At 71.1% G+C, this 23121-nt stretch carries 26 protein-coding genes; 16 read left to right on the plus strand and 10 right to left on the minus strand.

Annotated features, from left to right (window positions below; all coding sequences use genetic code 11):
* Positions 1-15 precede the first annotated feature (15 nt).
* Complete coding sequence (locus ACWGPE_RS07680) at positions 16-2037, plus strand: ABC transporter ATP-binding protein (RefSeq protein WP_452048479.1); 2022 nt, start codon at positions 16-18, stop codon at positions 2035-2037.
* Between the two features lie 28 nt (positions 2038-2065).
* On the opposite strand, the gene ACWGPE_RS07685 is transcribed toward ACWGPE_RS07680, so the two are convergent.
* Both ACWGPE_RS07685 and fbaA read right to left on the minus strand, forming a co-directional pair.
* Positions 2066-2725: a DUF6264 family protein gene (locus tag ACWGPE_RS07685; protein WP_231430420.1), complete on the minus strand. Its 660-nt coding sequence runs from the start codon at positions 2723-2725 to the stop codon at positions 2066-2068.
* Positions 2726-2733: 8 nt separating this feature from the next.
* On the minus strand, positions 2734-3765 hold the full coding sequence (gene fbaA / locus ACWGPE_RS07690) for a class II fructose-bisphosphate aldolase (protein WP_231430422.1): 1032 nt from the start codon (positions 3763-3765) through the stop codon (positions 2734-2736).
* 117 nt (positions 3766-3882) lie between these two features.
* Here fbaA and ACWGPE_RS07695 point away from each other — a divergent pair, with 117 nt between their 5' ends.
* From ACWGPE_RS07695 to ACWGPE_RS07705, 3 genes are all read left to right on the plus strand, one after another.
* A complete protein-coding gene (locus ACWGPE_RS07695) occupies positions 3883-4884 on the plus strand; it encodes a fructose-bisphosphatase class II (RefSeq protein ID WP_452048456.1) in 1002 nt (333 codons plus the stop codon).
* 143 nt (positions 4885-5027) lie between these two features.
* Complete coding sequence (gene glpX, locus ACWGPE_RS07700; RefSeq protein ID WP_231430425.1) at positions 5028-6017, plus strand: class II fructose-bisphosphatase; 990 nt, start codon at positions 5028-5030, stop codon at positions 6015-6017.
* Positions 6018-6227: 210 nt separating this feature from the next.
* The gene (locus ACWGPE_RS07705; protein WP_231430426.1) at positions 6228-6617 is read left to right on the plus strand and encodes a VOC family protein; all 390 of its coding nucleotides are present in this window, start codon (positions 6228-6230) and stop codon (positions 6615-6617) included.
* A 111-nt stretch (positions 6618-6728) separates the two neighbouring features.
* On the opposite strand, the gene rmuC is transcribed toward ACWGPE_RS07705, so the two are convergent.
* On the minus strand, positions 6729-8261 hold the full coding sequence (gene rmuC / locus ACWGPE_RS07710; protein ID WP_275505650.1) for a DNA recombination protein RmuC: 1533 nt from the start codon (positions 8259-8261) through the stop codon (positions 6729-6731).
* A 102-nt stretch (positions 8262-8363) separates the two neighbouring features.
* Positions 8364-8969 carry a 3'-5' exonuclease gene (locus ACWGPE_RS07715; protein WP_275505651.1) on the minus strand — a complete coding sequence of 202 codons (606 nt, stop codon included), beginning with the start codon at positions 8967-8969 and terminating at the stop codon, positions 8364-8366.
* 66 nt (positions 8970-9035) lie between these two features.
* On the opposite strand from ACWGPE_RS07715, the gene ACWGPE_RS07720 reads away from it, so the two are divergent.
* Positions 9036-9782: a class I SAM-dependent methyltransferase gene (locus ACWGPE_RS07720; protein WP_275505652.1), complete on the plus strand. Its 747-nt coding sequence runs from the start codon at positions 9036-9038 to the stop codon at positions 9780-9782.
* 51 nt (positions 9783-9833) lie between these two features.
* Here ACWGPE_RS07720 and ACWGPE_RS07725 read toward each other — a convergent pair whose 3' ends face one another.
* Together ACWGPE_RS07725 and ACWGPE_RS07730 are read right to left on the minus strand one after the other, a co-directional pair.
* Positions 9834-10313: an SRPBCC domain-containing protein gene (locus ACWGPE_RS07725; RefSeq protein WP_452048457.1), complete on the minus strand. Its 480-nt coding sequence runs from the start codon at positions 10311-10313 to the stop codon at positions 9834-9836.
* On the minus strand, positions 10310-10627 hold the full coding sequence (locus ACWGPE_RS07730; RefSeq protein WP_231430436.1) for an ArsR/SmtB family transcription factor: 318 nt from the start codon (positions 10625-10627) through the stop codon (positions 10310-10312). The genes ACWGPE_RS07725 and ACWGPE_RS07730 overlap by 4 nt, the downstream gene beginning before the upstream one ends.
* 108 nt (positions 10628-10735) lie before the next feature.
* Between ACWGPE_RS07730 and ychF the strand changes: the two genes are divergently transcribed.
* On the plus strand, positions 10736-11809 hold the full coding sequence (gene ychF / locus ACWGPE_RS07735) for a redox-regulated ATPase YchF (protein WP_231430438.1): 1074 nt from the start codon (positions 10736-10738) through the stop codon (positions 11807-11809).
* 255 nt (positions 11810-12064) lie between these two features.
* On the opposite strand, the gene ACWGPE_RS07740 is transcribed toward ychF, so the two are convergent.
* Positions 12065-12640, minus strand: coding sequence for a hypothetical protein (locus ACWGPE_RS07740; protein WP_376931371.1), 576 nt, complete (start codon positions 12638-12640; stop codon positions 12065-12067).
* Between the two features lie 145 nt (positions 12641-12785).
* Positions 12786-13349, minus strand: coding sequence for an ArsR/SmtB family transcription factor (locus ACWGPE_RS07745; protein WP_452048458.1), 564 nt, complete (start codon positions 13347-13349; stop codon positions 12786-12788).
* A 67-nt stretch (positions 13350-13416) separates the two neighbouring features.
* Between ACWGPE_RS07745 and ACWGPE_RS07750 the strand changes: the two genes are divergently transcribed.
* The 3 genes from ACWGPE_RS07750 to ACWGPE_RS07760 are packed head-to-tail and all read left to right on the plus strand — an operon-like array spanning position 13417 to position 15188.
* Complete coding sequence (locus ACWGPE_RS07750) at positions 13417-13986, plus strand: dienelactone hydrolase family protein (protein ID WP_231430443.1); 570 nt, start codon at positions 13417-13419, stop codon at positions 13984-13986.
* A 34-nt stretch (positions 13987-14020) separates the two neighbouring features.
* Entirely contained in the window at positions 14021-14569 is a 549-nt protein-coding gene (locus tag ACWGPE_RS07755; protein WP_231430446.1) for a GNAT family N-acetyltransferase, read from the plus strand.
* A gap of 1 nt (position 14570) precedes the next feature.
* Entirely contained in the window at positions 14571-15188 is a 618-nt protein-coding gene (locus ACWGPE_RS07760; RefSeq protein WP_452048459.1) for a class I SAM-dependent methyltransferase, read from the plus strand.
* Positions 15189-15286: 98 nt separating this feature from the next.
* Here the strand turns inward: ACWGPE_RS07760 and ACWGPE_RS07765 are convergent, their stop codons facing one another.
* The gene (locus tag ACWGPE_RS07765; RefSeq protein ID WP_376931375.1) at positions 15287-15631 is read right to left on the minus strand and encodes a LysR family transcriptional regulator; all 345 of its coding nucleotides are present in this window, start codon (positions 15629-15631) and stop codon (positions 15287-15289) included.
* Positions 15632-15787: 156 nt separating this feature from the next.
* Here ACWGPE_RS07765 and ACWGPE_RS07770 point away from each other — a divergent pair, with 156 nt between their 5' ends.
* The 3 genes from ACWGPE_RS07770 (at position 15788) to ACWGPE_RS07780 (ending at position 18023) form a co-directional block, all read left to right on the plus strand.
* Positions 15788-16546 carry an SDR family NAD(P)-dependent oxidoreductase gene (locus ACWGPE_RS07770; protein WP_275505657.1) on the plus strand — a complete coding sequence of 253 codons (759 nt, stop codon included), beginning with the start codon at positions 15788-15790 and terminating at the stop codon, positions 16544-16546.
* 43 nt (positions 16547-16589) lie between these two features.
* Positions 16590-17390 (plus strand): TetR/AcrR family transcriptional regulator, encoded by an 801-nt coding sequence (locus ACWGPE_RS07775; protein WP_231430457.1) that lies wholly within the window; start codon positions 16590-16592, stop codon positions 17388-17390.
* A gap of 90 nt (positions 17391-17480) precedes the next feature.
* Positions 17481-18023 (plus strand): GNAT family N-acetyltransferase, encoded by a 543-nt coding sequence (locus tag ACWGPE_RS07780; RefSeq protein ID WP_231430458.1) that lies wholly within the window; start codon positions 17481-17483, stop codon positions 18021-18023.
* Here ACWGPE_RS07780 and ACWGPE_RS07785 read toward each other — a convergent pair.
* A complete protein-coding gene (locus ACWGPE_RS07785; protein WP_452048460.1) occupies positions 18020-18595 on the minus strand; it encodes a 1-acyl-sn-glycerol-3-phosphate acyltransferase in 576 nt (191 codons plus the stop codon). The two genes, ACWGPE_RS07780 and ACWGPE_RS07785, sit on opposite strands and share 4 nt — an antisense overlap.
* Before the next feature lie 88 nt (positions 18596-18683).
* On the opposite strand from ACWGPE_RS07785, the gene ACWGPE_RS07790 reads away from it, so the two are divergent.
* From ACWGPE_RS07790 to ACWGPE_RS07805, 4 genes are all read left to right on the plus strand, one after another.
* Complete coding sequence (locus tag ACWGPE_RS07790) at positions 18684-18998, plus strand: NIPSNAP family protein (protein ID WP_275505659.1); 315 nt, start codon at positions 18684-18686, stop codon at positions 18996-18998.
* 84 nt (positions 18999-19082) lie between these two features.
* On the plus strand, positions 19083-20762 hold the full coding sequence (locus ACWGPE_RS07795) for an ABC-F family ATP-binding cassette domain-containing protein (protein ID WP_452048461.1): 1680 nt from the start codon (positions 19083-19085) through the stop codon (positions 20760-20762).
* Positions 20763-20822: 60 nt separating this feature from the next.
* A complete protein-coding gene (locus tag ACWGPE_RS07800; protein WP_275505661.1) occupies positions 20823-21416 on the plus strand; it encodes an RNA polymerase sigma factor in 594 nt (197 codons plus the stop codon).
* Between the two features lie 92 nt (positions 21417-21508).
* Positions 21509-23086: a hypothetical protein gene (locus ACWGPE_RS07805; protein WP_452048462.1), complete on the plus strand. Its 1578-nt coding sequence runs from the start codon at positions 21509-21511 to the stop codon at positions 23084-23086.
* Positions 23087-23121: the final 35 nt, after the last annotated feature.

Consider the following 23121-nt stretch of genomic DNA (forward strand, 5'->3'; position numbering starts at 1 on the left):
GTGCGTCGCGGGCCGATGGGCGGCGGCCCGATGGCGGGCATGGGCATGCCCGCCGAGAAGTCGATGAACTTCGGCCCGAGCGCGAAGCGGCTCATCGGGCGGCTGAAGCCGGAGCGTGAACTCGTCGTGTTCGTCATCCTGCTCGGCGTCGTGAGCGTCGTGTTCAGCGTGCTGGGCCCGAAGATCCTCGGCCAGGCGACGAACATCATCTTCGAGGGGTTCGTCTCGCTGCAGATGCCCGCGGGAGTCACCCAGCAGCAGGTCGTCGACCAGTTGCGCGCCTCGGGCGACACCCAGCAGGCCGACATGATCGCGTCGATGCAGAACATCGTGCCGGGGCAGGGCATCGACTTCGCCGCGCTCGCCGCGGTGCTCGGACTCGTGCTGCTGCTCTACGTGCTCGCCTCGCTGTTCGGCTGGGCGCAGGCGTATGTGCTGAACGGCGTGACGCAGCGCACGGTCTACCGGCTGCGCCGCGAGGTCGAGGAGAAGATCCACCGGCTTCCGCTGTCGTACTTCGACAAGATGCAGCGCGGCGAACTGCTCTCGCGGGTGACGAACGACATCGACAACATCTCGCAGACCCTGCAGCAGACGATGAGCCAGCTGCTCACGTCGCTCCTCACGGTCGTCGGCGTGCTCGTCATGATGTTCGTCATCTCGCCGCTGCTCGCGGTGATCGCGCTCGTGACGATCCCGTTGACCCTGCTCATCACGACGATCATCGCGAAGCGGTCGCAGAAGCAGTTCATCGCCCAGTGGACGCACACGGGCACGCTCAACGCCCGCATCGAGGAGGCCTACTCGGGCCACGCCCTCGTGCGCGTCTTCGGGCGGCGCCACGAGATCGAGCAGTCGTTCGACGAGAAGAACGAGGAGCTCTACACGGCGAGCTTCGGCGCCCAGTTCGTGAGCGGCATCATCATGCCCGCCATGATGTTCGTCGGCAACCTCGTCTACGTCGCGATCGCCGTCGTCGGCGGGCTCATGGTCGCCGGCGGCTCGATCTCGCTCGGCGACGTGCAGGCGTTCATCCAGTACTCGCGCCAGTTCACGCAGCCGCTCAGCCAGCTCGGCTCCATGGCGAACCTGCTGCAGTCGGGCGTCGCAAGCGCCGAGCGCGTGTTCGAGCTGCTCGACGCCGACGAGCAGGTGGCCGACCCCGAAGAGCCCGAGGTGCCCGAGGCCGCGCCCGGCGAGGCGTCCGGTCGCCTGGTGTTCGAGGACGTGTCGTTCAGCTACGACCCCGGGAAGCCGCTCATCGAGCACCTCTCGCTGACCGCAGAGCCCGGGCAGTCGATCGCGATCGTCGGGCCGACCGGCGCCGGCAAGACGACGCTCGTGAACCTCATCATGCGGTTCTACGAGCTCGACGCCGGGCGAATCACGCTCGACGGCGTCGACATCACGCGCATGACGCGCGACGAGCTGCGCGGGCGCATGGGCATGGTGCTGCAGGACACGTGGCTGTTCTCGGGCACCATCCGCGAGAACATCGCCTACGGCCGGCCGGATGCCTCGGAGGAGGAGATCCTCGAGGCAGCCCGCGCGACCTACGTCGACCGATTCGTGCGCACGCTGCCCGACGGGTACGACACCGTGCTCGACGACGAGGCCTCCAACCTCTCGGCGGGCGAGCGTCAGCTCGTCACGATCGCGCGTGCGTTCCTCGCGCAGCCGGCCGTGCTGATCCTCGACGAGGCGACGAGCTCGGTCGACACCCGTACCGAGCTGCTGCTGCAGCACGCGATGAACGCGCTGCGCGCCGACCGCACGTCGTTCGTGATCGCGCACCGGCTGTCGACGATCCGCGACGCCGACCTGATCCTCGTGATGGAGTCGGGCCGCATCGTCGAGCAGGGCACGCACTCGGGTCTGCTCGCCGCGGGCGGTGCGTACGCGCGGCTCTACCAGGCCCAGTTCGCGGCGCCGGTCGACGGCGAGGAGGAGACGGCCCGCGAGGACGAGCGCGACGCGGAGGCGGTGGAGTCGGCGACCGCCGAACCTGAGACGGGCGCGATCGAGGCGCTCGGGTAGGGGAGGGGCGGATACGCCGCGGCGCCCGTCAGGGGGTCGCCGTCGGAATCGTCAGGAAGAACTCGGCGAAGGCCGGATCGCTGAACGCCACCACGTAGGTCACGATCATCACGACGATGAACGCGACGACGCCGGCGAGCAGCGGGATCCACCACGAGCTGGTGCCGGCCCGCATGCGTGCGCGCGACCAGACGAGTGCCCCGAACCAGAGTGCGAGCTGCGCGATCACGCCGACGGCGATCGCGATGGGCGTCACGGGCCCGGCGTTGAACTCGGTCGGCGGCGTGGTGCCGAGCATCGAGGCCGTCAGTTGCAGCGACTGGAGCATGCTCGACGGCAGGGAGACGAGCGAGAGCACGTTGTAGACGGCGCCCATCGCGCCGAAGACGAGGAGCGCGACCGTCCAGGCGCGGTCGGTCGGCCGGGCGACCGCGCCGGGCCGGGCGTACGCCGGGACGGGGGCGCCGGCGGAGCGTGCCGAACCGGCTGCCGGGCCGGCAGCGTCGGGCGCGTGGTTCGTGCCGGCCGAGTGGGGGTCGGCGGGCGGCTGCCAGGTCCACCCCTCCGGGGCGTACTCGCCGTATCTCGGACGAGGCCGCTCGTCGGCGGACGGCGTGACCGGCGGCTGCGGGGCAGCGGCACCGGCCACGGCGTCGTCGGGCGTACGAGCGGCCTCGTCGGGAGTCATCCGGTGCCCTACGCGGTGATCGACTGGCCGGCGGACCCGAGCTGACGGGTCGACTCACCCACGCGCACGGCCATCGCCGACTCGGCGACCTTGCCCCACGCCCGCGGGTCGTACTGCTTCTTGTTGCCGACCGAACCGTCGACCTTCAGCACGCCGTCGTAGTTCTGGAACATGTAGCCGGCGATCGAACGCGTGAACGCGTACTGCGTGTCGGTGTCGATGTTCATCTTCACGACGCCGTTCGCAACGGCTTCGGCGATCTCGGCGTCGGTCGAGCCCGAACCGCCGTGGAAGACGAGGTCGAGCGGCTTCTCACCGGTGCCGTACTTGGCGGCGAGGCCGTCCTGGATCTCCTTGAGGAGCGCAGGACGCAGCTTCACGTTGCCCGGTGCGTAGACGCCGTGCACGTTGCCGAAGGTGAGGGCGGCCATGTAGCGGCCCTGCTCGCCGAGGCCGAGCGCCTCGACCGTCGCGATCGCGTCCTCGAGGGTCGTGTAGAGCGCCTCGTTGGAGCCCTCGTGCTTGACGCCGTCCTCCTCGCCGCCGACGACGCCGATCTCGACTTCGAGGATCGCGTTGATCGCCTTCATGCGGGGGAGGATCTCCTTCGCGATGTCGAGGTTCTCGGTGAGCGGCACGGCCGAGCCGTCCCACATGTGCGACTGGAAGATGGGGTTGCGACCCGCCTTCACCTCGGCCTCGGAGGCCTCGATGAGCGGGAAGACGAAGTCGGCGAGCGCCGGCTTCGGGCAGTGGTCGGTGTGGAGGGCCACGGTGACGGGGTACGACTTCGCGACCTCGTGCGCGAAGCGCGCGAAGGCGAGGGCGCCCGTCGCCCGGGCCTTCACGGTGTGGCCGGCGAAGTAGTCGGCGCCGCCCGTCGTGACCTGGATGATGCCGTCCGAACCCGCCTCGGTGAGGCCCTGGAGCACCGCGTTCAGGGTCTGCGAGCTCGAGACGTTGAAGGCGGGGAACGCGAAGCCCTTGGCCTTCGCGGTGTCCAGCATCTCGGCGTACTGCTCGGGGGTGGCGATGGGCATGGTGCTCCTTCGATGACGACAGTGGGTTCGGCACGAGTCTAACGACTCGCGAGCAAGGCTCAGATGTTGATGACCTGCGGCGCGCGGCGGACGATGAACGGCGGGCAGGATGGGCTCATGACTTCGTCGCTCGTGCCCGCCGTCGCGCGGGCCGCCGCCGCCTGCCTGCCCCTCATCGGCTCCGGCGACGGCCACGCGGTCGACGCCGCGGCGGTCGCCGCGATGCGCGCCGCGCTCGCCGACGTGCCGTTCGACGGGAGGGTCGTCGTCGGCGAGGGGGAGAAGGACGGTGCGCCGATGCTGCACCTGGGGGAGCGGTTCGGTCGTGCACGGCCGGGCGACCCGGCGATCGACCTCGCCGTCGATCCGGTCGACGGCACCCGGCTCGCCGCCGCCGGTCGCCCCGGTGCGATGGCGGTCATCGCGGTGGCACCGCGCGGCGGACTGTTCGATCTCGGGCCGGCGCGCTACCTCGAGAAGCTCGTCACGTGGGTGCCCGGCATCACGGCGCCGGATGCCTCGGAGGGAGGCATCGCGGGCGCGGTCGTGCGGGTCGTGACCGCCGCCGCGGCGCGGCGCGGTGTCGCGCCGGACGAGGTGCTGGTCGCCGTGCAGGATCGACCTCGCAATCGGCCGTACGCCGAGGCGGTCGAAGCAGCGGGCGGTCGGGTCGAGCTGTTCGAGCACGGCGACGTCGAGCTGAGCCTCCGGGCGCTGCACGGCCGGTCGTCCGCATCGCGCACCGACGGCGAACAGGGTGGAATCGCCGGCCTCGACGCGGTGGTCGGCATCGGCGGGGCGCCCGAGGGCGTCATCGTGGCGACCGGCGCACGTGCACTCGGCGGTTCGATGCTGGCCCGGTTCGCGCCGCAGTCGGAGCGCGAGCGGGTCGGCGTGCTCGCCCACCTCGCGGGCCTCCGCCCGATCGACGACGTCGTGGCTCTCGACGTCCTCTGCGCCGCGCCGGTCGAGGCCGTCGACCTGCTCCTCGCCGCGGTCACGGACTGCGAGATCGGCGTCTCGCTGCCGGGCGTGCTGGCGATGCCGGGTGGGGCACGGGTGCACCGCTGGTCGACCTCCGAACGCGTGGCCGGGTGGGTCGACTTGCTCGACGGTTAAGAATCGTCGAACTTGCGCGCCGTGGGCCGCCGAATTTCATCGGATGGCGCGGTCGGCTCGTTAGGCTCGAAACGGCGGGATCACCGCCGATCGGCGCGCCGCGGCACGACCACGGCGCAGACGCGTCCTGGAGGACCCCGCTCATGAGCAACGAAGCCAGCCTGTTCCACCACCCCGATCGCAACCTCGCGCTCGAGCTCGTGCGGGCGACTGAGGCGGCAGCGATCCGGGCGGTGCCGTGGATCGGCAAGGGCGACAAGAACGCGGCCGACGGCGCGGCCGTCGACGCGATGCGCGCGTTCCTCTCGACCGTCGACTTCGACGGCGTCATCGTGATCGGCGAGGGTGAGAAGGACGAGGCGCCGATGCTCTTCAACGGCGAGCGCGTCGGCTCGGGCAACGGACCGGCCTGCGACATCGCCGTCGACCCGATCGACGGCACCTCGCTCACGGCCGCGGGCCGATCGCACGCGCTGTCGGTGCTCGCCGTGTCGGACCGTGGCACGATGCTCGACGCCTCGAGCGTGTTCTACATGGACAAGATCGTGACCGGGCCTGCGGGCCACGGGGTCGTCGACATCCGCAAGCCCATCGGTGACAACATCCGTGCGCTGGCCGCGGCGCTCGGCAAGGACGTCGGAGACATCCTCGTCGCGGTGCTCGACCGCCCGCGCCACGAGCAGCTCATCGCCGACATCCGCGCGGCGGGCGCCGGCACCCGCCTCATCCTCGACGGCGACGTCGCGGGCGGCATCAACGCGGCCCGCAGCGGCAGCCGCATCGACATGTGCGTCGGCATCGGCGGCAGCCCCGAGGGCATCACGACGGCCTGCGCCGTCAAGGCGCTCGGCGGCTTCATGCAGGGCCGGCTGGCGCCGAAGGACGACGCCGAGCGCGAGCGGGGCATCGCCGCCGGCCTCGACGTCGACGCGGTGCTCGAGATCGACGACATGGTGCGCGGCGACAACACCTTCTTCGTCGCGACCGGCGTCACCGACGGCGCGCTCGTCGCCGGCGTGAAGCGCGAGGGCGACTACATCGTCACCGAGTCGGTCGTGCTGCGCTCGAAGTCGGGAACGCTGCGGCGGATCCAGGCGGAGCACCTCGCCTCGAAGTGGCTCGACGAGGACTGAGACGCGTCAGGGCGCGTTCCCTCGCTCCGGGGGCTTTCCCGCAGGTCGGAGTTCGGCAGGGCTCTCGAGTTGCGGGAGTGCGCCCCGAACGAGTTCGCGCGGGAGCGCAGCGCATCGTGCGCTCCGCACGGCCTTGCCGCGGTGCACGGGACCTGCGAGGCTCGGCGCGGGGTGTCCGCACGCTGCGTGCACTCGACCCGAGGGGGAGCCATGGTGCAGATGCTGGACGCGTTTCCGGGACTCGCGGTCGACGACATCGACGCGGCGCGGAACTTCTACCGTGACGTGATCGGGCTCGATGTCGCCGATGACATGGGCGGTCTTCGCCTGACGCTGCCGTCGGGCCAGACCTTGTTCGTGTACGGCAAGCCCGATCACGAACCCGCCGGCTTCACGGTGCTGAACTTCGTCGTCGCGGACGTCGACGCCGCAGCCGACGAGCTCAACGCCGCCGGTGTGGTGACGAAGATCTACGCGGGCGACCTGGACTACGGAACCGATGAGCGCGGCATCGCGCACGGCCGCGAGGCAGGGACGGGACCCGACATCTGCTGGTTCCGCGACCCCGCGGGGAACGTGCTCAGCGTGCTGCAGCCCTGAGACGCCCGCGTCGGCGCTACGTGCGCGCGCTCGCGCCGCTGCGCTCGCGCGACGGGTCGATGCCCGCCGGCGACCGCGCGCTCGTGCAACGCACGCCGCCGTCGGACCGCGTCAGTTCGAGGCTGAACGGACCTCGGGGTCGATGTCGGCGCCTTCGAAGGCGTCATCGAGCGGAAGCAGCGCGTCGTCGCCCTCGTCGAAGGCGGTGGTCGGCGTGGCGCGGTCGACCGCTTCGCTCGCGGCGACCGGGGCCGCGTGGTCGTCACTCTGGATCGGGTCGTCGGCGACCGGGGCGGGGACGGCCGCCTCACCCTCGGTCAGTTCGGGCGAGGTGAGGCGACGCGGCGACTCGTGGATCGACTGCGGCTCGGCGACGGACACGAGCTTCGCCTCGTTGATGCCCGGGAACTGGCGTGCGGTCACGAGCACCCTCGACTCGAGCGAGCTCGCGAACTTGTTGTAGCTGTCGACCGTGCGCTCGATCGCCTTGCGCAGACCGTCGGCGTGACCGGCGAGCACGCCGATGCGCTGGTAGAGGGTGTTGCCGAGGTCGAACAGCTTCTTCGCTTCGTCGGAGACGGCCTGCTGCTGCCACGCGTAGTCGATCGTCTTGAGCACCGCGAACAGGTTGACGGGCGACGCGAGGGCGACCCGACGTTCGAAGGCGTAGTTGAGGAGCGTGGCGTCGGCCTCGAGCGCGGCGGAGAGCAGCGACTCGTTCGGGATGAACGCGATCACGAACTCGGGCGAGGCGTCGAAGCCCTGCCAGTACGTCTTCTTCGAGAGCGCGTCGATGTGCAGGCGAACCGCCTTGACGTGCCGTTCGATGAGCGACTTGCGGCGCGCCGCCTCTTCGCCCACGGCCGTCTCGGGGATCGAGGACGCCTCGATGTAGTGCTCGAGCGGCACCTTCGAGTCGAGCGGGATGTACTTGCCGCCGGGGAGGTAGACGACCATGTCGGGACGCCCACGGCCCGCATCGGTCGAGATCGAGTGCTGCACACCGAAATCGACGTGCTCGAGCAGGCCCGCGGCCTCGACCACCCGGCGCAGCTGCGTCTCGCCCCAGACTCCGCGCGTGCTGTTGGAGCGCAGGGCGCTCGCGAGCGACTCGGTCGTCGCCCGCAGCCGCTCGTCGGCGGCCTGGGCCTGCTTGAGCTGCTCGGCCAGCGAGCCGTATTGGGAGCTGCGCTGCTGCTCGAGCTCCGAGACCTTCTGCTGCATGCTCGCGAGCGTCTCGCGCACGGGGCTCAGCGCCTGCAGCACCGCGCTCTCGCGCTTCTCGCGCTCGGCCCGCTCGGCCTGGTCGGCCCGCTGCTGCTCGGCCGCATCGCGCTGCTGCGCCCGCTGCTGGTCGAGCTGCTCGCGCAGCCCGTCGACGGCGGCCGACGCGGCGGCGAGGTCGGCGCGCAGCTCGGCCTGGGTCTGCTGCTCGGCCGCGACGGCGCGAGCGAGCGCGGCTTCGCCCGCGGCCCGGAGCTCGACGAGCTCGCGCTCGTGCCGCGCGGCGACGAGCGCGGGGTCTTCGACGACCGTCGCTTCGACCGGTGACCCGGCGGCGCGTCGCTGCGCGAGGAACCACGCGCCGAGCGCGCCGAGCGCGATGCCGACGACGAGGCCGATGATGAGCAGCAGGATCTCCATGCCACGAGTGTCGCAGGGGCCGCCGACATCGGGGGCGAGGCGCTCGGGGGAGCGGGGTCTCGACGCCGATGGTCGCGGTGGTCTCGATACGGCGCAGCGCGCCTACTCGACCGCCGGAGCCCGCACGGACGCCGGCCGCGCCGCGCCGAGCATGCCGACGCGCACGCCCGTGATGCGCGCGAGCGCATCGAGGTCGTCGGCGTCGTGCCGCTGCGCGGCGTGCGCCATGATCGCCGCGCACGCCGCGGCGTCGTCGAGGGCGTTGTGGTGCGAGAAGTCCTCGAAGCCCGCGGCCATCGCCGCGACGGGCAGGCGGTAGGAGTCGAGGTGGTACGTCTTGCGGGCGACCTGCAGGCTGCAGAGGTAGCGGTGGGAGGGCGCCTCGAGGCCGAAGGCCTCGCTCGTCTTCGCGATCACGCCCATGTCGAAGGTCGCGTTGTGGGCGACCAGCCAGTCGTCGCCCGTGAACTCGCGGAACTCGTCGAGGCGCGCGGCCCAGCCCGAGGCGTCCGCGACCATGTCGGGCGTGATGCCGTGGATGCGGACGTTCCACTCGTTGAACTCGTCGTGGGGGAACGGGGGGCGCAGCAGCCAGTACGCCCGGTCGACGACGCGCCCGTCGCGTACCTTGACCAGCCCGACCGAACAGGCCGAGGCGCCGGAGGAGTTCGCGGTCTCGAAGTCGATGGCGGTGAAATCCACTGGCATGCGGGCATCGTCGCACGGCCCGCCGACGGTTGACGGATGCCTCGCCGCGGGCATGGAATGGGGACCATGAATCCCCTCGGCCCCGAGAACGAGCATGCCGCGCGATCGTTCGGCTCCGCGGCATCCGTGTATCACGCGGCCAGGCCGGGCTACCCCGCTGAGGCGGTCGCGTGGCTCGTGGGCGATGCGAAGCGCGTGCTCGACCTCGGCGCGGGCACCGGGAAGCTGACCCAGGCGCTCGTCGAACTCGATCGCGAGGTGATCGCGGTCGACCCCGTGGAGGAGATGCTCGACGAGCTCGAGATCGCCGTGCCCGGGGTGCCGCGCATCCTCGGCACGGCGGAGGACATCCCGATCGAGGACGACGCCGTCGACGCGGTCGTGGTCGGGCAGGCGTGGCACTGGTTCATCCCCGAGCGCGCGGTGCCCGAGATCGCGCGCGTGCTGCGCCCGGACGGCGTGCTCGGCCTCGTCTGGAACAGCCGGGACACGAGTGTCGGCTGGCTGCGCGAGGCCGGCGAGATCATGCAGGAGCGCCACGACGCGAGCGCCGGCTTCGAGGAGTACGTGCGCATCGGCGCACCGTTCGGCCCGATCGAGGAGCACACGGTGGCCTGGGCGGCGCGGATGAGCCGCGACGGCTTCCTCGACCTCGTGCGCTCGCGCTCGACCTTCATCACCGCCGGCGCCGCCGAGCAGGCCGACACGATCGCGAAGCTCGAGGAACTGCTCGCCCGGCATCCCGATCTCGTCGGCCGAGACGAGCTCGAGGTGCCGTACCTGACGCGCTGCTTCCGGGCGCGGCTCGCCTGATCGACATCCCTGCGCGGCGGATGCCCCGGGGCCGACGCCGCTCGCAGGCGATCAGGCCGCAGCGGCGACGAACCGTCCGAGCACGAACTCCCACCCGGTGACGTAGCGGTCCCGCACGTCGCCGTCTCGGCGCTTCGCCCAGCCCGTGTGCACGAGCGTGAGGGCGCAGCCGGCCGCGTCGGCCGCGAACGCGACGGCGACCTCCGTCGCCTCCTCGGGTCCGAGGGCGGGATGCCACGTGAAGGCGAGCGCGTGCGGCGGCTGCCATCCGGTGATCGCGCCCCACACGCTCGTCGAGCCGTCGCGCAGCGTCTCGACGATGAGCCCGCCGACCCGGCCGTCGATCGCGAGGTCGACCGCGTCCTCGTGGCCGGCCGAGTGGGTCGCGAGCGGCCACCACTCGGCGATGCGGGCGGTGAAGAGCTCGAACGCCCGGTCGGGTGCGAGCGGCACGTGCACGGTCTTCACGATCGCGTCGGCCGGAGGGGCGGGCTCGCCCGGGATGTCGTCCATGATGACGTCCTCGTTCACGATGACTCCTTCGATTCGCGTTCCGCGGCTTCCGCGAAGCGGGAGAGCGCGGCCGACCAGAACTCGTCGAGCCAGCCGCGCAGGGCCTCGGCGCCGCGGTCGTCGAGGCGGTAGATGTTGCGGGTGCCGACCGCGTCGTGCGTGACGAGGCCGCTGCTCGCGAGCACCCGCAGGTGCTGCGAGACGGCGGGCCGGCTCACGGGCAGTCCAGCGGCGACCTCGCCGACCGAGAGCGGCCCCGAGGTCGCCAGCAGTTCGACGATGCGGCGCCGGGTCGGGTCTCCGAGCGCGTCGAGCACTTGGTAAGCCTCCATGAACGGTAAGCTACCACTTACGGGTATGCCGGGGCAAGTGCCGGCACGAGGCATCCGCGCCACCGCGCTCATGGGCCCGCCATCACCGGACCGGTACGATAGACCCCCGTGGCTCTCACTATCGGCATCGTCGGCCTGCCCAACGTCGGCAAGTCCACCCTCTTCAACGCCCTCACCAAGAACCAGGTGCTCGCGGCGAACTACCCGTTCGCGACGATCGAGCCCAACATCGGCGTGGTGAACCTGCCCGACCCGCGCCTCGAGCAGCTGGCCTCGATCTTCGGCTCGGAGCGCATCCTGCCCGCGGCCGTGTCGTTCGTCGACATCGCCGGCATCGTCCGCGGAGCCTCCGAGGGCGAGGGCCTCGGCAACAAGTTCCTCGCGAACATCCGCGAGGCCGACGCGATCGCCCAGGTCGTGCGCGGGTTCAGCGACTCCGACGTCGTGCACGTCGACGGCGCGGTCGACCCCAAGGCCGACATGGAGACCATCAACACCGAACTCATCCTCGCCGACCTCGAGACCCTCGAGCGCGCCATCACGCGCTATGAGAAGGAGGTCAAGGGCAAGAAGCTCGACCCCTCGGTGCTCGCCGCTGCGAAGGAGGCGCTCGAGGTGCTGCAGGCCGGCACCCCGCTCTCGGCGTCGAAGGTCGACATCGCCCCGATCAAGGAGCTCGGGCTGCTGACCGCCAAGCCCTTCATCTACGTCTTCAACGTCGACGAGGCGGTGCTCACGGATGCCGCGAAGAAGGCAGAGCTCGCGGCGCTCGTCGCTCCCGCCGAGGCGGTGTTCCTCGACGCGAAGATCGAGTCGGAGCTCATCGACCTCGACCCCGCGGATGCGGCCGAGCTGCTCGCCTCGACCGGACAGGACGAGTCGGGCCTCGACCAGCTCGCGCGCGTCGGCTTCGACACGCTGGGCCTCCAGACCTACCTCACCGCCGGCCCCAAGGAGTCGCGCGCGTGGACGATCCACAAGGGCGACAAGGCCCCGCAGGCTGCCGGCGTCATCCACACCGACTTCGAGCGCGGCTTCATCAAGGCCGAGGTCATCTCGTTCGCCGACCTCGTCGAGACCGGTTCGGTCGCCGAGGCCCGTGCCAAGGGCAAGGCCCGCATGGAGGGCAAGGACTACGTCATGCAGGACGGCGACGTGGTGGAGTTCCGCTTCAACGTGTGAGTCTTCCGCGACTGATGCCTCAGCCGGGCGGAATCACGCGCTCCCGTGCCGCGCTCGAAGACGGGGTTCGACGACGGCGAGCATCCGGTCGTGCGTTTCCGGGTCCGCTGAGATGACCAGCCCGCGACCCGTCGCCATACGTGCGCGCGACCACCTCCGCACCGGCCCGGGCGGCGGCGACGGCGACCTCGGCGTCAGTCAGCTCCATGCATGGACTGTAGCCTCAACGGTTCGCACGCGCCGCTCGGGTCGGCGTCACACGGCAGTGCCGTCCGCCCGCCGGGGATCATCGCGGCCGGGGTCCACAGCCGCCTCGTTCGTGGCCGCGGGGTGCGCATCGTCCACGGCGGTCCGCTCGTCCGCCGCCCGCGCGGCGACGCGTTCGTCCTCGTCGACGTGACCGTCCTGGTCGTCGCTGCTCGCATGGCGGGCGCGAGTCGTCTCGGTCGACACGTCGGGGTCGACGTCCGCCGCACGGCGGGCGTGCTCATCCGCTTCTTCCTGGAGGTGAGCCGCACGATCCGCGCGTTCGGCTCGTTCGCGCGCCAGCCGATCCGCTTCCAGCCTGGCGCGCTCGGCGGATGCCTCGGCCTCGGCGGCGTTCGACTCGGCGGCGAGCCGGGCGGCCTCGGCCTGCGAGGCCGCGGCGGCCTGCTCGCGGGCGTCCCGGGCCGTCTCGTCCGACTTCTCCCGAAGCTCAGCCGCACGACGGCGATCGGCCTCCGCCCGCGCCTCGGCCCGGCGCCGCGACGTGGCCCAGACCACGACGGCGACGATGATCGCGACCACGACGATCGCGACGACGATCCAGATCCAGATGCTCGTATCCATGAGTGATTCCACCCTTTCGGCGACAGCATCATTCAACGAGCCGGCGCGCGCGCCGGACAAGGGGTTGTGCCGGGGCCGTTTCTCTGCGTCGGTGCGCCGATGTCGGCCTCGTCGGATCCCGGTCCGACGTCGAGGCGCGCGGTGTCTACTCCGCGGTGGGCAGGGCCGGATATGACGTGGGGTAGATGCCGATCGTGAACCCGTAGACGGTCTCGCCCGACCTCGGCAACCGGTCGAACGATTCGACCAGTTCGGCCATCCGGTCCCAGAACTCGGAGGCCTGATCCTCCGAGATCCGCGCATGCCGGATGAAGCCCCAGAGCCTTCCCTGCTCGAAGGCCGTCGCCGACTCACGTGCCGCGACCTCGAAGTCGTTGAAGTCGCCCGAGGCCTCCCCGCCGGCGGATGACGACTCGGCCGCCACGTAGAACATGCGCGCCGTTCGCCCGTAGAAGCGCTCCTCGATCGCCCGCACCTTCCGCGTCCGCACCACTTGGAGCAGGCCGTTGCGGGCGAGCACGTCCACGTGATGCGCGATCGTGCTCTTGGGGCGCCCGATGGCCTCCGCGAGCTCGCTGACCGTCGCAGCCCGCTCGTGGAGGAGCTGCAGGATCGTGGTGCGGACCGGGTGCCCGATGGCTCTCACCTGCGCGGGATCGGTCAGTGCCATCCGATCGGCGAGCGCGTAGTCCGGAGGGTTGTCCGCCATGATCGAACAGACTAGCATCATGGAATAATCCAAAACAGTCGATCATTCGGAGAGGGAAGCCGCTGACATGGCCGAAGTGCTGCTCTACCACCACATCCAGGGGCTGACCGACGGCGTCCGGGCCTTCGCCGACGACCTGCGACGCGACGGCCACACCGTGCACGCGCCCGACCTGTTCGACGGCCGCACGTTCGGCAGCATCGAGGAGGGGTTCGCGTTCGCGCGTGAAGCCGGGTTCGACGCGATCCGCGAGCGCGGCGCCGCCGCAGCCGCGGCGCTCGGCCCCGACCTCGTCTACGCCGGGCTCTCCTTCGGCGTGACGATCGCGCAGCGACTCGCGCAGACGCGGCCGGGTGCCCGCGGGGCGCTCCTCATGCTCTCCTGCATCCCCGTCTCGGAGTTCGGGGGAGCTTGGCCCGAGGGCGTGCCGGTGCAGATCCACGGCAAGGAGGGCGACGAGTTCTTCGACGAGGACCTGCCCGCCGCGCGCGAACTGGTCGGCTCGACGAACGACGCCGAACTGTTCGTCTACCCCGGTGACGAGCACCTGTTCGTCGATTCCTCGCTCGAGGCGTACGACCCCGAGGCATCCGCCCTGCTCCTGGAGCGGGTGAAGGCGTTCCTCGCCGCGGTCTGACCGCGAGGCGGTCGGTGCCTGCGAGGATGGCTCCATGACACTGCCGACTCCGACGTTGCACACCGAGCGCCTGCGACTCCGTCCGTTCACGGAGGCCGACGGCGACGAGCTCTTCGAGCTGCTGAGCGACGCGGAGGTGCTGCGCTATTGGGACTCCCCGCCGTGGGTCGACCGGGCCTCGATCGCCCGCTTCATGGACGGATGCCGACGCATGGCGGAAGAGGGCAGCGGTGCGCGCGTGGCGATCGAACGCGTCGCCGACCAGGCGTTCGTCGGTTGGTGCACGTTCAACGGCTGGAACCCCGACTTTCGAAGCGCCTCCCTGGGGTACTGCTTCACCAAGGCCGCCTGGGGCCACGGCTACGCGACGGAGTCGGCGCGCGCGATGCTCGAGTGGGCCTTCGACGCGCTCGATCTCAATCGCGTGCAGTCCGAGACCGACACGCGCAACGCGGCGTCGGCCCGAGTGCTCGAGAAGCTCGGCTTCGTGCGCGAGGGAACGCTGCGAGAGGACTGTATCGTCAACGGCGATGTGTCCGACACCTGGGTCTACGGACTGCTGAGGCGCGACTGGGAGGGCTGAGATGCGCGGCGATCCAGCGACGGCGTCGGCCGACGTGCGCGAGCGCTATCGTTCGCGTGCCGCCGAGTACACCGAACTGCTCGGGTCGGTCGACGCCATGGCCGCCCCCGACCGCGACCTGATCGCTCACTGGGCGACGATGATCGAGGGCCCGGCGATCGACGCGGGCTGCGGACCGGGACACTGGACGAGGTTCATCGCCGACCACGGCGTCGCGGTCGAGGGCGTCGACATGGTGCCCGAGTTCATCGAGGGCGCAACCGAGCGATTCCCCGACGTGACGTTCCGGCTCGGCAGGCTCGAATCGCTTCCTGCCGACGACGGCGCGCTCGGTGGCGTGCTCGCCTGGTACTCGGTCATCCACACCGAACCCGAGCAGGTGCCCGCGATCCTCGGCGAGTTCGCGCGCGTTCTCCGCCCGCGCGGCGAGCTGCTCATCGGCTTCTTCGAGGGCCCTCGACTGGAGCCGTTCGATCACGCCGTGGTCACCGCGTACTTCTGGCCCGTGCCCGAGATGCGATCCGCGCTCGAGGTCGCGGGTTTCGAGGTGGTCGCGGTGCACACGCGAACCGACCCCGGCCGTCGTCCGTACGGTGCGATTCTCGCCCGACGTCGGTGAGACGGCGGCGAACGGAGCAGCGTCCGGGCTGAGCACGGCGTGTTGCCGCCCCTGCCCGGCTTGTCGGCCGGTCTGTCATCCGATGCGCGGTCGACCGGTCAGCGCCCTTGGCGCTTCTTGTAGGGCTTGGGCTGGCCCTTCACGATCGGGGCGCGGCCCCGGCCCTTCGACGCCTTCGCCTTGCCGCCGGCCTTGACCGGGGGCCCCGCGGCGGGCTGCGGCGCCGCAGCGATCTCGGCCAGGGCCTCGGGCAGGAAGGCCGCCCCGAACTCCGTCAGGCGGGTCGGCTTCTGCCGGGTGAACAGCGGGCGCCCGAGCTCGGTCTCGAGCTTCTCGATCGACGAGTGGAGGGAAGCGAGGGGGATGCCGAGCGAGTCGGCGGCACGTGGGAAGTGCAGCTCCTCGGCCACGGCGACGAACCGTCGAAGCTGGGTGATGTTCACGCGAAGCCTTCCGTCGAGCCGAGCGTTCCGCGGCCGACTTCAGGTTATGCGATGGTCCTGAACATGCCTCGCCCGAGCGACAGTCGGTCGACAACAACCCGTGCTGACATATACAGTTTATGTAAGTACTAGTTTTTCATCGACAGCGAGGACGAAATGACCGACCACAACACCGCTCGATTCACCGGGCGAACCGCCATCGTGACCGGGGCCGGGTCCGGCATCGGATGGGCGACGGCTCAGATCCTCGCGCGTGCGGGCGCGACGGTCGTCGCAAACGACGTCGCCGAGGACCGATTGCACGACCTGATCGCCGATCTCGGCGACTTCGATCTCCGCGTCGTCACCGGCGATCTCACGCAGGAGGCGACCGTGGGCGAGCTCCTCCGCGCAGCCGAGGGCCGGGTCGACGTGCTCGCCAACATCGCCGGCGTCATGGACGGCGTCGTACCCGCCGACGAGGTCGACGACGCCACGTGGCAGCGCATCTTCGACATCAACGTGACCGCAGTGCTTCGCACGACCCGCGCGGTGATTCCGCTGATGCGGAGCCGGTCGTCGGGTGCGATCGTGAACATCGCCTCCGAAGCCGCGCTTCGCGGCTCTGTCGGCGGTGCCGCGTATACGGCGTCGAAGCATGCGGTCGTCGGTCTGACGAAGAGCTGCGCAGTGATGTACGGGCCGCAGGGAATCCGCACGAATGCGGTCGCGCCGGGCGCGGTGGTCACGGGGCTCGATATGTCCGTGAAGTCGGAGTACGGCCCCGGTCGCGTCGGCCCGATCATGCAGGCGACGATGTCGCCCCCGGCGAGCGCCGAGCAGATCGCGAGCACTGTTGCGTGGCTCGCGAGCGACGCGGCTGCGAACATCAACGGTGTCGTCCTCGCATCCGACGGCGGCTGGTCCGCAGCCTGATCTGCTCCCGCCATCGGGGCGAGTCCGTGATCGGCCTCGGCCTATGCTGGAGCTGAGCTTTGAGGAGGGTGCCGTGGCGGATGACTCGGCGCTGCCCGCACTTCCCGCCGAGCTCGCGCTCGCTTGGGGCAGAGCACCGACCGCCCAGCGCGGGCCGAGGCGCGAGTACAGCCTCGACCAGGTACTCGACGCGGCGCTCGCCATCGCGGACGCCGACGGCATCGATGCGGTGACCATGCCGGCCGTCGCCGCCTCGCTCGGCCTCACCGCGATGTCGCTCTATCGATACGTCGGATCGAAGGACACGCTCGTCCTCCTCCTCCAGGAGCGGGCCACCGGCGCGCCACCGGCCGCGGTGGCCCGCGCGGAGGGGTGGCGCGCCAAGCTCGAGGCGCACGCTTCGGCATCGGCCGAGGTCTACCGGCGCCACCCGTGGATGCTGGACATCCCGATCCGGGGCATCACGAGCACGCCGAACAACCTCGCCTGGTTCGACGCGGGGTTGGCGGCGCTCGACGGAACCGGGTTGACCGAGCAGGAGCGCATCGCCGTCGTGCTCGAGGTGACGGGCCACGCCCGGTTCCACGCCGCAATCGAGCGGGGATACCAGCAGCGAGCCGGGGCGACGGGCGAGGAACCCCTGCAGGTGGTCGAGGCGGAGGCTCGGCTGCTGGCACAGCTCGTCACTGCCCGACGATTCCCGGCGTTGCATGCGGCGCTCACCAGCGGTGCTCTCGTCGACACGTCCTTCGACAGCGCTGAATTCGGCCTGGCTCGGCTCCTCGACGGTGTCGAACACAGCATCGTTCGCTCGGCGAACGGTCCGCGGCCGACCGCCCGATAGCGGTTGGCCGGAGAGCACCGGCCGGTCCGAGTCGCAGGGCGGGGGTCGGCGGTTTGCCGTCGACAGCCCCGACCCGATAGGAAAGAGACCATGCTACGAGGCGGCAAGATCGGGCTCAGGGCCCGTCACGACGACGACATCCCGATTCTGCTGGCCGAACTGTTCGACGACCCGGTCAACTCCGCTCGCGCAGACGGCGGGCCGTGGCGCCCGCTGACGCCGGGCACGAAGGACCGCAGGCTCGTCGTGGACGACGCCGCCGAGGGGCTCGTGCAGTTCTCGATCGTCGAGCTCGAGGGCGAGAGCCTCATCGGGGCGGCGACGTTCTGGGGCATCGACACCCACAACCGCTCGGCGCACATCGGGCTCGGCCTGCTGCCGTCGACGCGGGGGAAGGGGTACGGCACCGACGTGGTCGCGACACTCTGCCGCTACGGCTTCGCGTTCCGCGGCATGCACCGGCTGCAGATCGAGACGCTCGCCGACAATCATGCGATGCTGCGCGCCGCCGAGCGCAACGGCTTCGTGCGCGAGGGGGTGCTGCGCTCGTCGGCCTGGGTGGTCGGCGAACACCTCGACGAGGTGCTGCTCGGACTGCTCGCCGACGAGTGGCGCCAGCGCCAGCAGGACTAGCCGCGCCCCGCCTCCTCGCGCAGTCGCGGCTCGACGCGCTGGTCGGGGTGCACGCCCGCCTTGTCGGCGTAGAACGCCCGGATGCGATCCATGTCCGCGGCGACGTCGCCGGTCAGCGCGAACGTCGGACCGAGGCCGGTCGTCATCGTCGTGCGGTCGACGTAACCGAGGGTCACGGGCATGCCGGCCTCGCGCGCGATGCGGTAAAAGCCCGACTTCCAGTACTCGTGCGCACCGCGGGTGCCATCGGGCGTCACCACGAGGCCGAACACCTCGCCAGCGCGGATGCGTGCGACGACCTCGTCGACGACCCGGCTCGGATCGGCGCGATCGACGGGGATCCCGCCGAGCCCGCGCATGATCGGACCCCGCCAGCCCGCGAACAGGCTCTTCTTGCCGAGCCAGCGCACGTCGATGCCGAGCCGCCACGCGATGCCGAGCATGAGCACGAAGTCCCAGTTCGAGGTGTGCGGAGCGCCGATCAGCACGGTGGGTCGGGAGGGCGCGGGCTCGCCCCTGAGTGTCCACCGGCTCAGGGCCCAGTAGACGCGGGAGACGAGACGACGCAGCATCCCGCAAACGTATGCGACCGCATATGTCTATGTCGGTATGCGTACGCCCCGGTATTCGACCCGGCCGAACTGCGGCAGGATGTCGCAGATGAGCAAACCCGTCACCGTGCACCTGCGCTACGAGATCGACGCCGACAAGCTCGCGGAGTTCCGCGAGTACGGGCAGCGATGGATCCGACTCGTCGATCGCCTCGGCGGCACCCACCACGGCTACTTCCTGCCGAGCGAGGGTGACAGCGACGAGGCGTTCGCATTGTTCACGTTCCCGTCGCTCGCCGCGTACGAGCAGTATCGCCGCGCCGCCGAAACCGACCCCGAGTGCGTCGAGGCGTACCGCTTCGCCGTCGAGACGAAGTGCATCCGCCGCTACGAGCGACGGTTCCTGGCGCCCGTCTTCGAATGAGGCATGGCCCGTCCACGCGAGTGCGTCCGCGACGGCCGAGCGCGCAGGGCACGGCGCTCAGTCCGGGCTGACTAGGGTTGTCCGGTGACTGCAACTCTCGTGGCCCAGGGCCTCGCGGGCGGATATGCCCACCGGACGCTGTTCGACGACCTCGACCTCACGGTCGCACCGGGTGACGTGGTCGGCGTCGTCGGCGCCAACGGCGCGGGCAAGTCGACGCTCCTCGGCATCCTCGGCGGCGCGATCGCGCCGCTCGCCGGCACGGTGTCGCTGGCTCCCGCCGACGCCTTCGTCGGCTGGCTGCCGCAGGAGCACGAGCGGGTCGAGGGCGAGACGATCGCCCAGTACGTCGCCCGGCGCACGGGGTGCACCGAGGCATCCGCCCGCCTGGATGCCGCGGCCGAACAGCTCGCGCTCGCCGAACCGCCCGTCGGGGTCGACCCGGGGGAGGAGTACTCGGTCGCGCTCGAGCGCTGGCTCGCCTCGGGGGCGGCCGACCTCGACGAGCGCCTGCCCGCGGTGCTCGCGGAGCTCGGGCTCGCGGTCGGCGACGGGGCGGTCGATGCCCACGCCGTCACGGCCGACTCGCTCATGACCGGCCTCTCGGGCGGGCAGGCGGCCCGGGTCGGCCTCGCCGCGCTCATCTGCTCGCGGTTCGACCTCGTGCTGCTCGACGAGCCCACCAACGACCTCGACCTCGACGGCCTGGCCCGGCTCGAGGCGTTCGTCGCGGGCCTCCGCGGCGGGGTCGTCCTCGTCAGCCACGACCGCGAGTTCCTCGCGCGCACCGTGACGAAGGTGCTCGAGCTCGACCTCGCGCAGCACTCCAACCGCCTCTACGGCGGCGGCTACGACGCGTACCTCGAGGAGCGCGAGACCGTGCGCCGGCACGCGCGCGAGGACTACGAGGAGTTCGCCGCGAAGAAGGCCGACCTCGTCTCCCGGGCACGGGTGCAGCGCGAATGGTCGAGCCAGGGCGTGCGCAACGCCATGAAGAAGTCGCCCGACAACGACAAGATCCGCCGCAAGGCGGCCACCGAGTCGAGCGAGAAGCAGGCGCAGAAGGTGCGCCAGATGGAGAGCCGCATCGCCCGCCTCGACGAGGTCGAGGAGCCGCGGAAGGAGTGGAAGCTCGAGTTCACGATCGGGCAGGCGCCGAGGTCGTCGTCCGTCGTCGCGACCCTCGATGCGGCATCGGTCACGCGGGGCGACTTCACGCTCGGACCGGTCTCGCTGCAGGTGCAGGCCGGCGACCGCATCGGCATCACCGGTCCGAACGGGGCAGGCAAGTCGACGCTCCTCGGCCTCCTCCTCGGTCGCATCGCGCCCGAAGTCGGGCGTGCGAGCCTCGGATCCTCGGTCGCGATCGGCGAGATCGACCAGGCCCGGTCGCAGCTCGCCGGTCGCACGCCGCTCGCCGACGCGTTCGAGCTGCTCGTGCCCGAACTCAGCTCGGGCGAGGTGCGCACCCTGCTCGCGAAGTTCGGGCTGAAGGCCGACCACGTGCTGCGGCCGGTCGACGACCTCTCGCCCGGCGAGCGGACGCGCGCGGGCATGGCACTGCTGCAGGCGCGCGGCGTCAACGTGCTCGTGCTCGACGAGCCCACGAACCACCTCGACCTTCCCGCGATCGAACAGCTCGAACAGGCGCTCGAGGGCTACGAGGGCACGCTGCTGCTCGTCACGCACGATCGGCGGATGCTCGAACACGTGCGGCTCGACCGGCGCTGGCGCGTCGAGGGTGGGCGGGTCGCCGAGGCCTGAGGGATCGGCGATCTTCGCGGCCGCGTGCAAGACTCTCGGCACGGGTGACACAAGCATGGTGTGAGGAATGCCGATGCCGCCGTCGCCGTCGAGACGACCGAGGGAGTCGCGATGCCAGCGAGCGCCGACCCGCCTGTCACGCCCGACGTCGAGGCCGCGGTGCGCGACGACGTCGCCTGGTTCACGGGTCTCGTGCGCACGCACTCGACCGCACTCGTGCGCTACTTCGCCCGGCGCGGGCCCCGTCAGGACGCGGAGGATCTCGCCGCCGAGGTGTTCGCCACGGCCTGGCGGCGGCGCGACGACGTTCCGCAGAGCGCCGAGCTTCCCTGGCTCTACCGCACGGCCGGGTTCACCCTCGCGAACCACCGGCGCAAGCACGTCGACCTTCCCGTCGAGGAGGTGCCGGAGGCCGGACGACCTCGCGTCGCCGACGATCCCGAGCTCAGTGCGCTCTTCGACGCCGAGCTGCGCGGCGCCCTCGCGAGCGTCGGCGAGCGCGATCGCCGCATCCTGCTGCTGCACGCGTGGGAGGGGCTCGATGGCGAACAGCTCGCCGAGGTGCTCGGCATCTCGCGCTCGGGCGCGGACGCCGCACTCTCACGTGCCCGCAAACGCCTTCGCGAGGCGTGGGGCGAGCGTCTGACCTTCTGATCCTGCCGCGCTCGCGTGCCGGGGGCGCGCCGTGCAAGGTCCGACGGGTCCGAGACATATGCGATGTGTACCCACCACGGAGGCTGATCGACATGAACGACGACCGCGAACGCGACCCGAACGGGCCCGGCGAGCGCGAGCCCGAAGACGAGTTCGGGTCCGACGACGAGTTCGAGCGCGACGGCGAGCTCGCGTCCGACGGCGAGCGCGAGCGCGACGGCGAGCCCGGGTCCGACGACGAGCTCGAGCGCGAGCTGCCCGCCGACGAGGCATCCGACCCGGTGGCGCTGCTGCGCGCAGCCGACCCGGCCGCAGGCGTCGAACCGCGCGACGGGTTCGCCGACGACATCGTCGCCGGCGTGCTGGCGGACACCGCGGTGCCGTCGGCCGCGGTGGACGCGGAAGCCGGAGGTGCGATGCCCGACCGCGGCGGAACCACCCCCGTCGCCGACCTCCGAGCCGAGCGCGCGCGCCGCAGGCCGCGGTGGATCGCGATCGCAGCCGTCGCGGCCTCGCTCGCGATCGTCGGAGGGGCCGGCTACGCCGCAGGTGCGGGACTCAACGGCACCTCGACGCTCGCAGGTTCCGCTGCCCCGCCCATCTCCCTGCCCGGCGCCGGTGATAGCGGCAGTGAATCGAGCGGTGCCGCCGACCGGCCGGTGACCGAGCAGGCGCCGGCCGTCGGCGGCGCATTCGACGCCTCCGGCAAGATGTCGGCCGACATGGCGTACCCGTACGGGTACGGGTACGGCCGCAACGTCTTCAGCGCATCGGGCCTCTCGACCGAGTCGGGCACCGCGGCCGGCTACGGCTACGACCCGCGCTCCGCATCGAACGCAGAGACGGTCTCCGCGCTCGCCGCGGCGCTCGGCGTCGAGGGCGCGCCCGAGCTCAAGGACGGGGCATGGATCGCCGGTCCGCAGGACGGCACCGGTCCCTCGGTGTCGGTCGGGCTCGACGGCACCCTGAGCTTCTGGTTCATGAACCCCGCGCTCGACCCGTGGGCCGAGTGCAACAAGCTCCTCGAGGGCGCGACCGAGCCGGCTGCGCCGGTCGAGCCGTGCGAGCCCGCCGTGCCCGACCTGCCGAGCGACGCCGCAGCGGCCGATGCGCTGCGATCGCTCATCGCCGCAGCCGGCGGAGACCCCGGCGCGTTCGAGTACACGACGGACAACAACTACGAGGGCGCGTTCACCCGGTCGGCGCAGGCCTGGCCCGTGGTCGACGGCCAGCGCCTCGACCAGGCATGGTCGATCGAACTGACGCCGCAGGGCACGTACAGCGCGAGCGGCTTCCTCGCCCCTGTCGTGCGTCTCGGCGACTACGAGATCGTGAGCGAGCAGGAGGCGTTCGAGCGCCTCTCCGACCCCCGGTTCGGCGCGCAGATGACCGCGATGCCCTACGCCGTCGCGGAGGGCGACTCCGTGGCGACCCCCGACGTCTACACGCCGCCGACCGAGCCGCCCGCGACCCCCGCCGACGGCGTGCACATCTCGTGGCCGGTGAACGAGGTCGAGATCGTCGACACCCGACTCGGACTCGCGAGCCAATGGCAGCCCGACGGCAGCGTGCTCGTCGTGCCGGCGTACGAGTTCACGGACGCGGACGGCGGCACCTGGTCGATGATCGCGGTCGCCGACTCCGAGCTCGACTTCTCGGCCGAGTCGTGAGTGCACGATGACGGGCGGCCCCTTCCGGGCCGCCC

This window comes from Agromyces sp. NPDC055658, assembly GCF_053618155.1.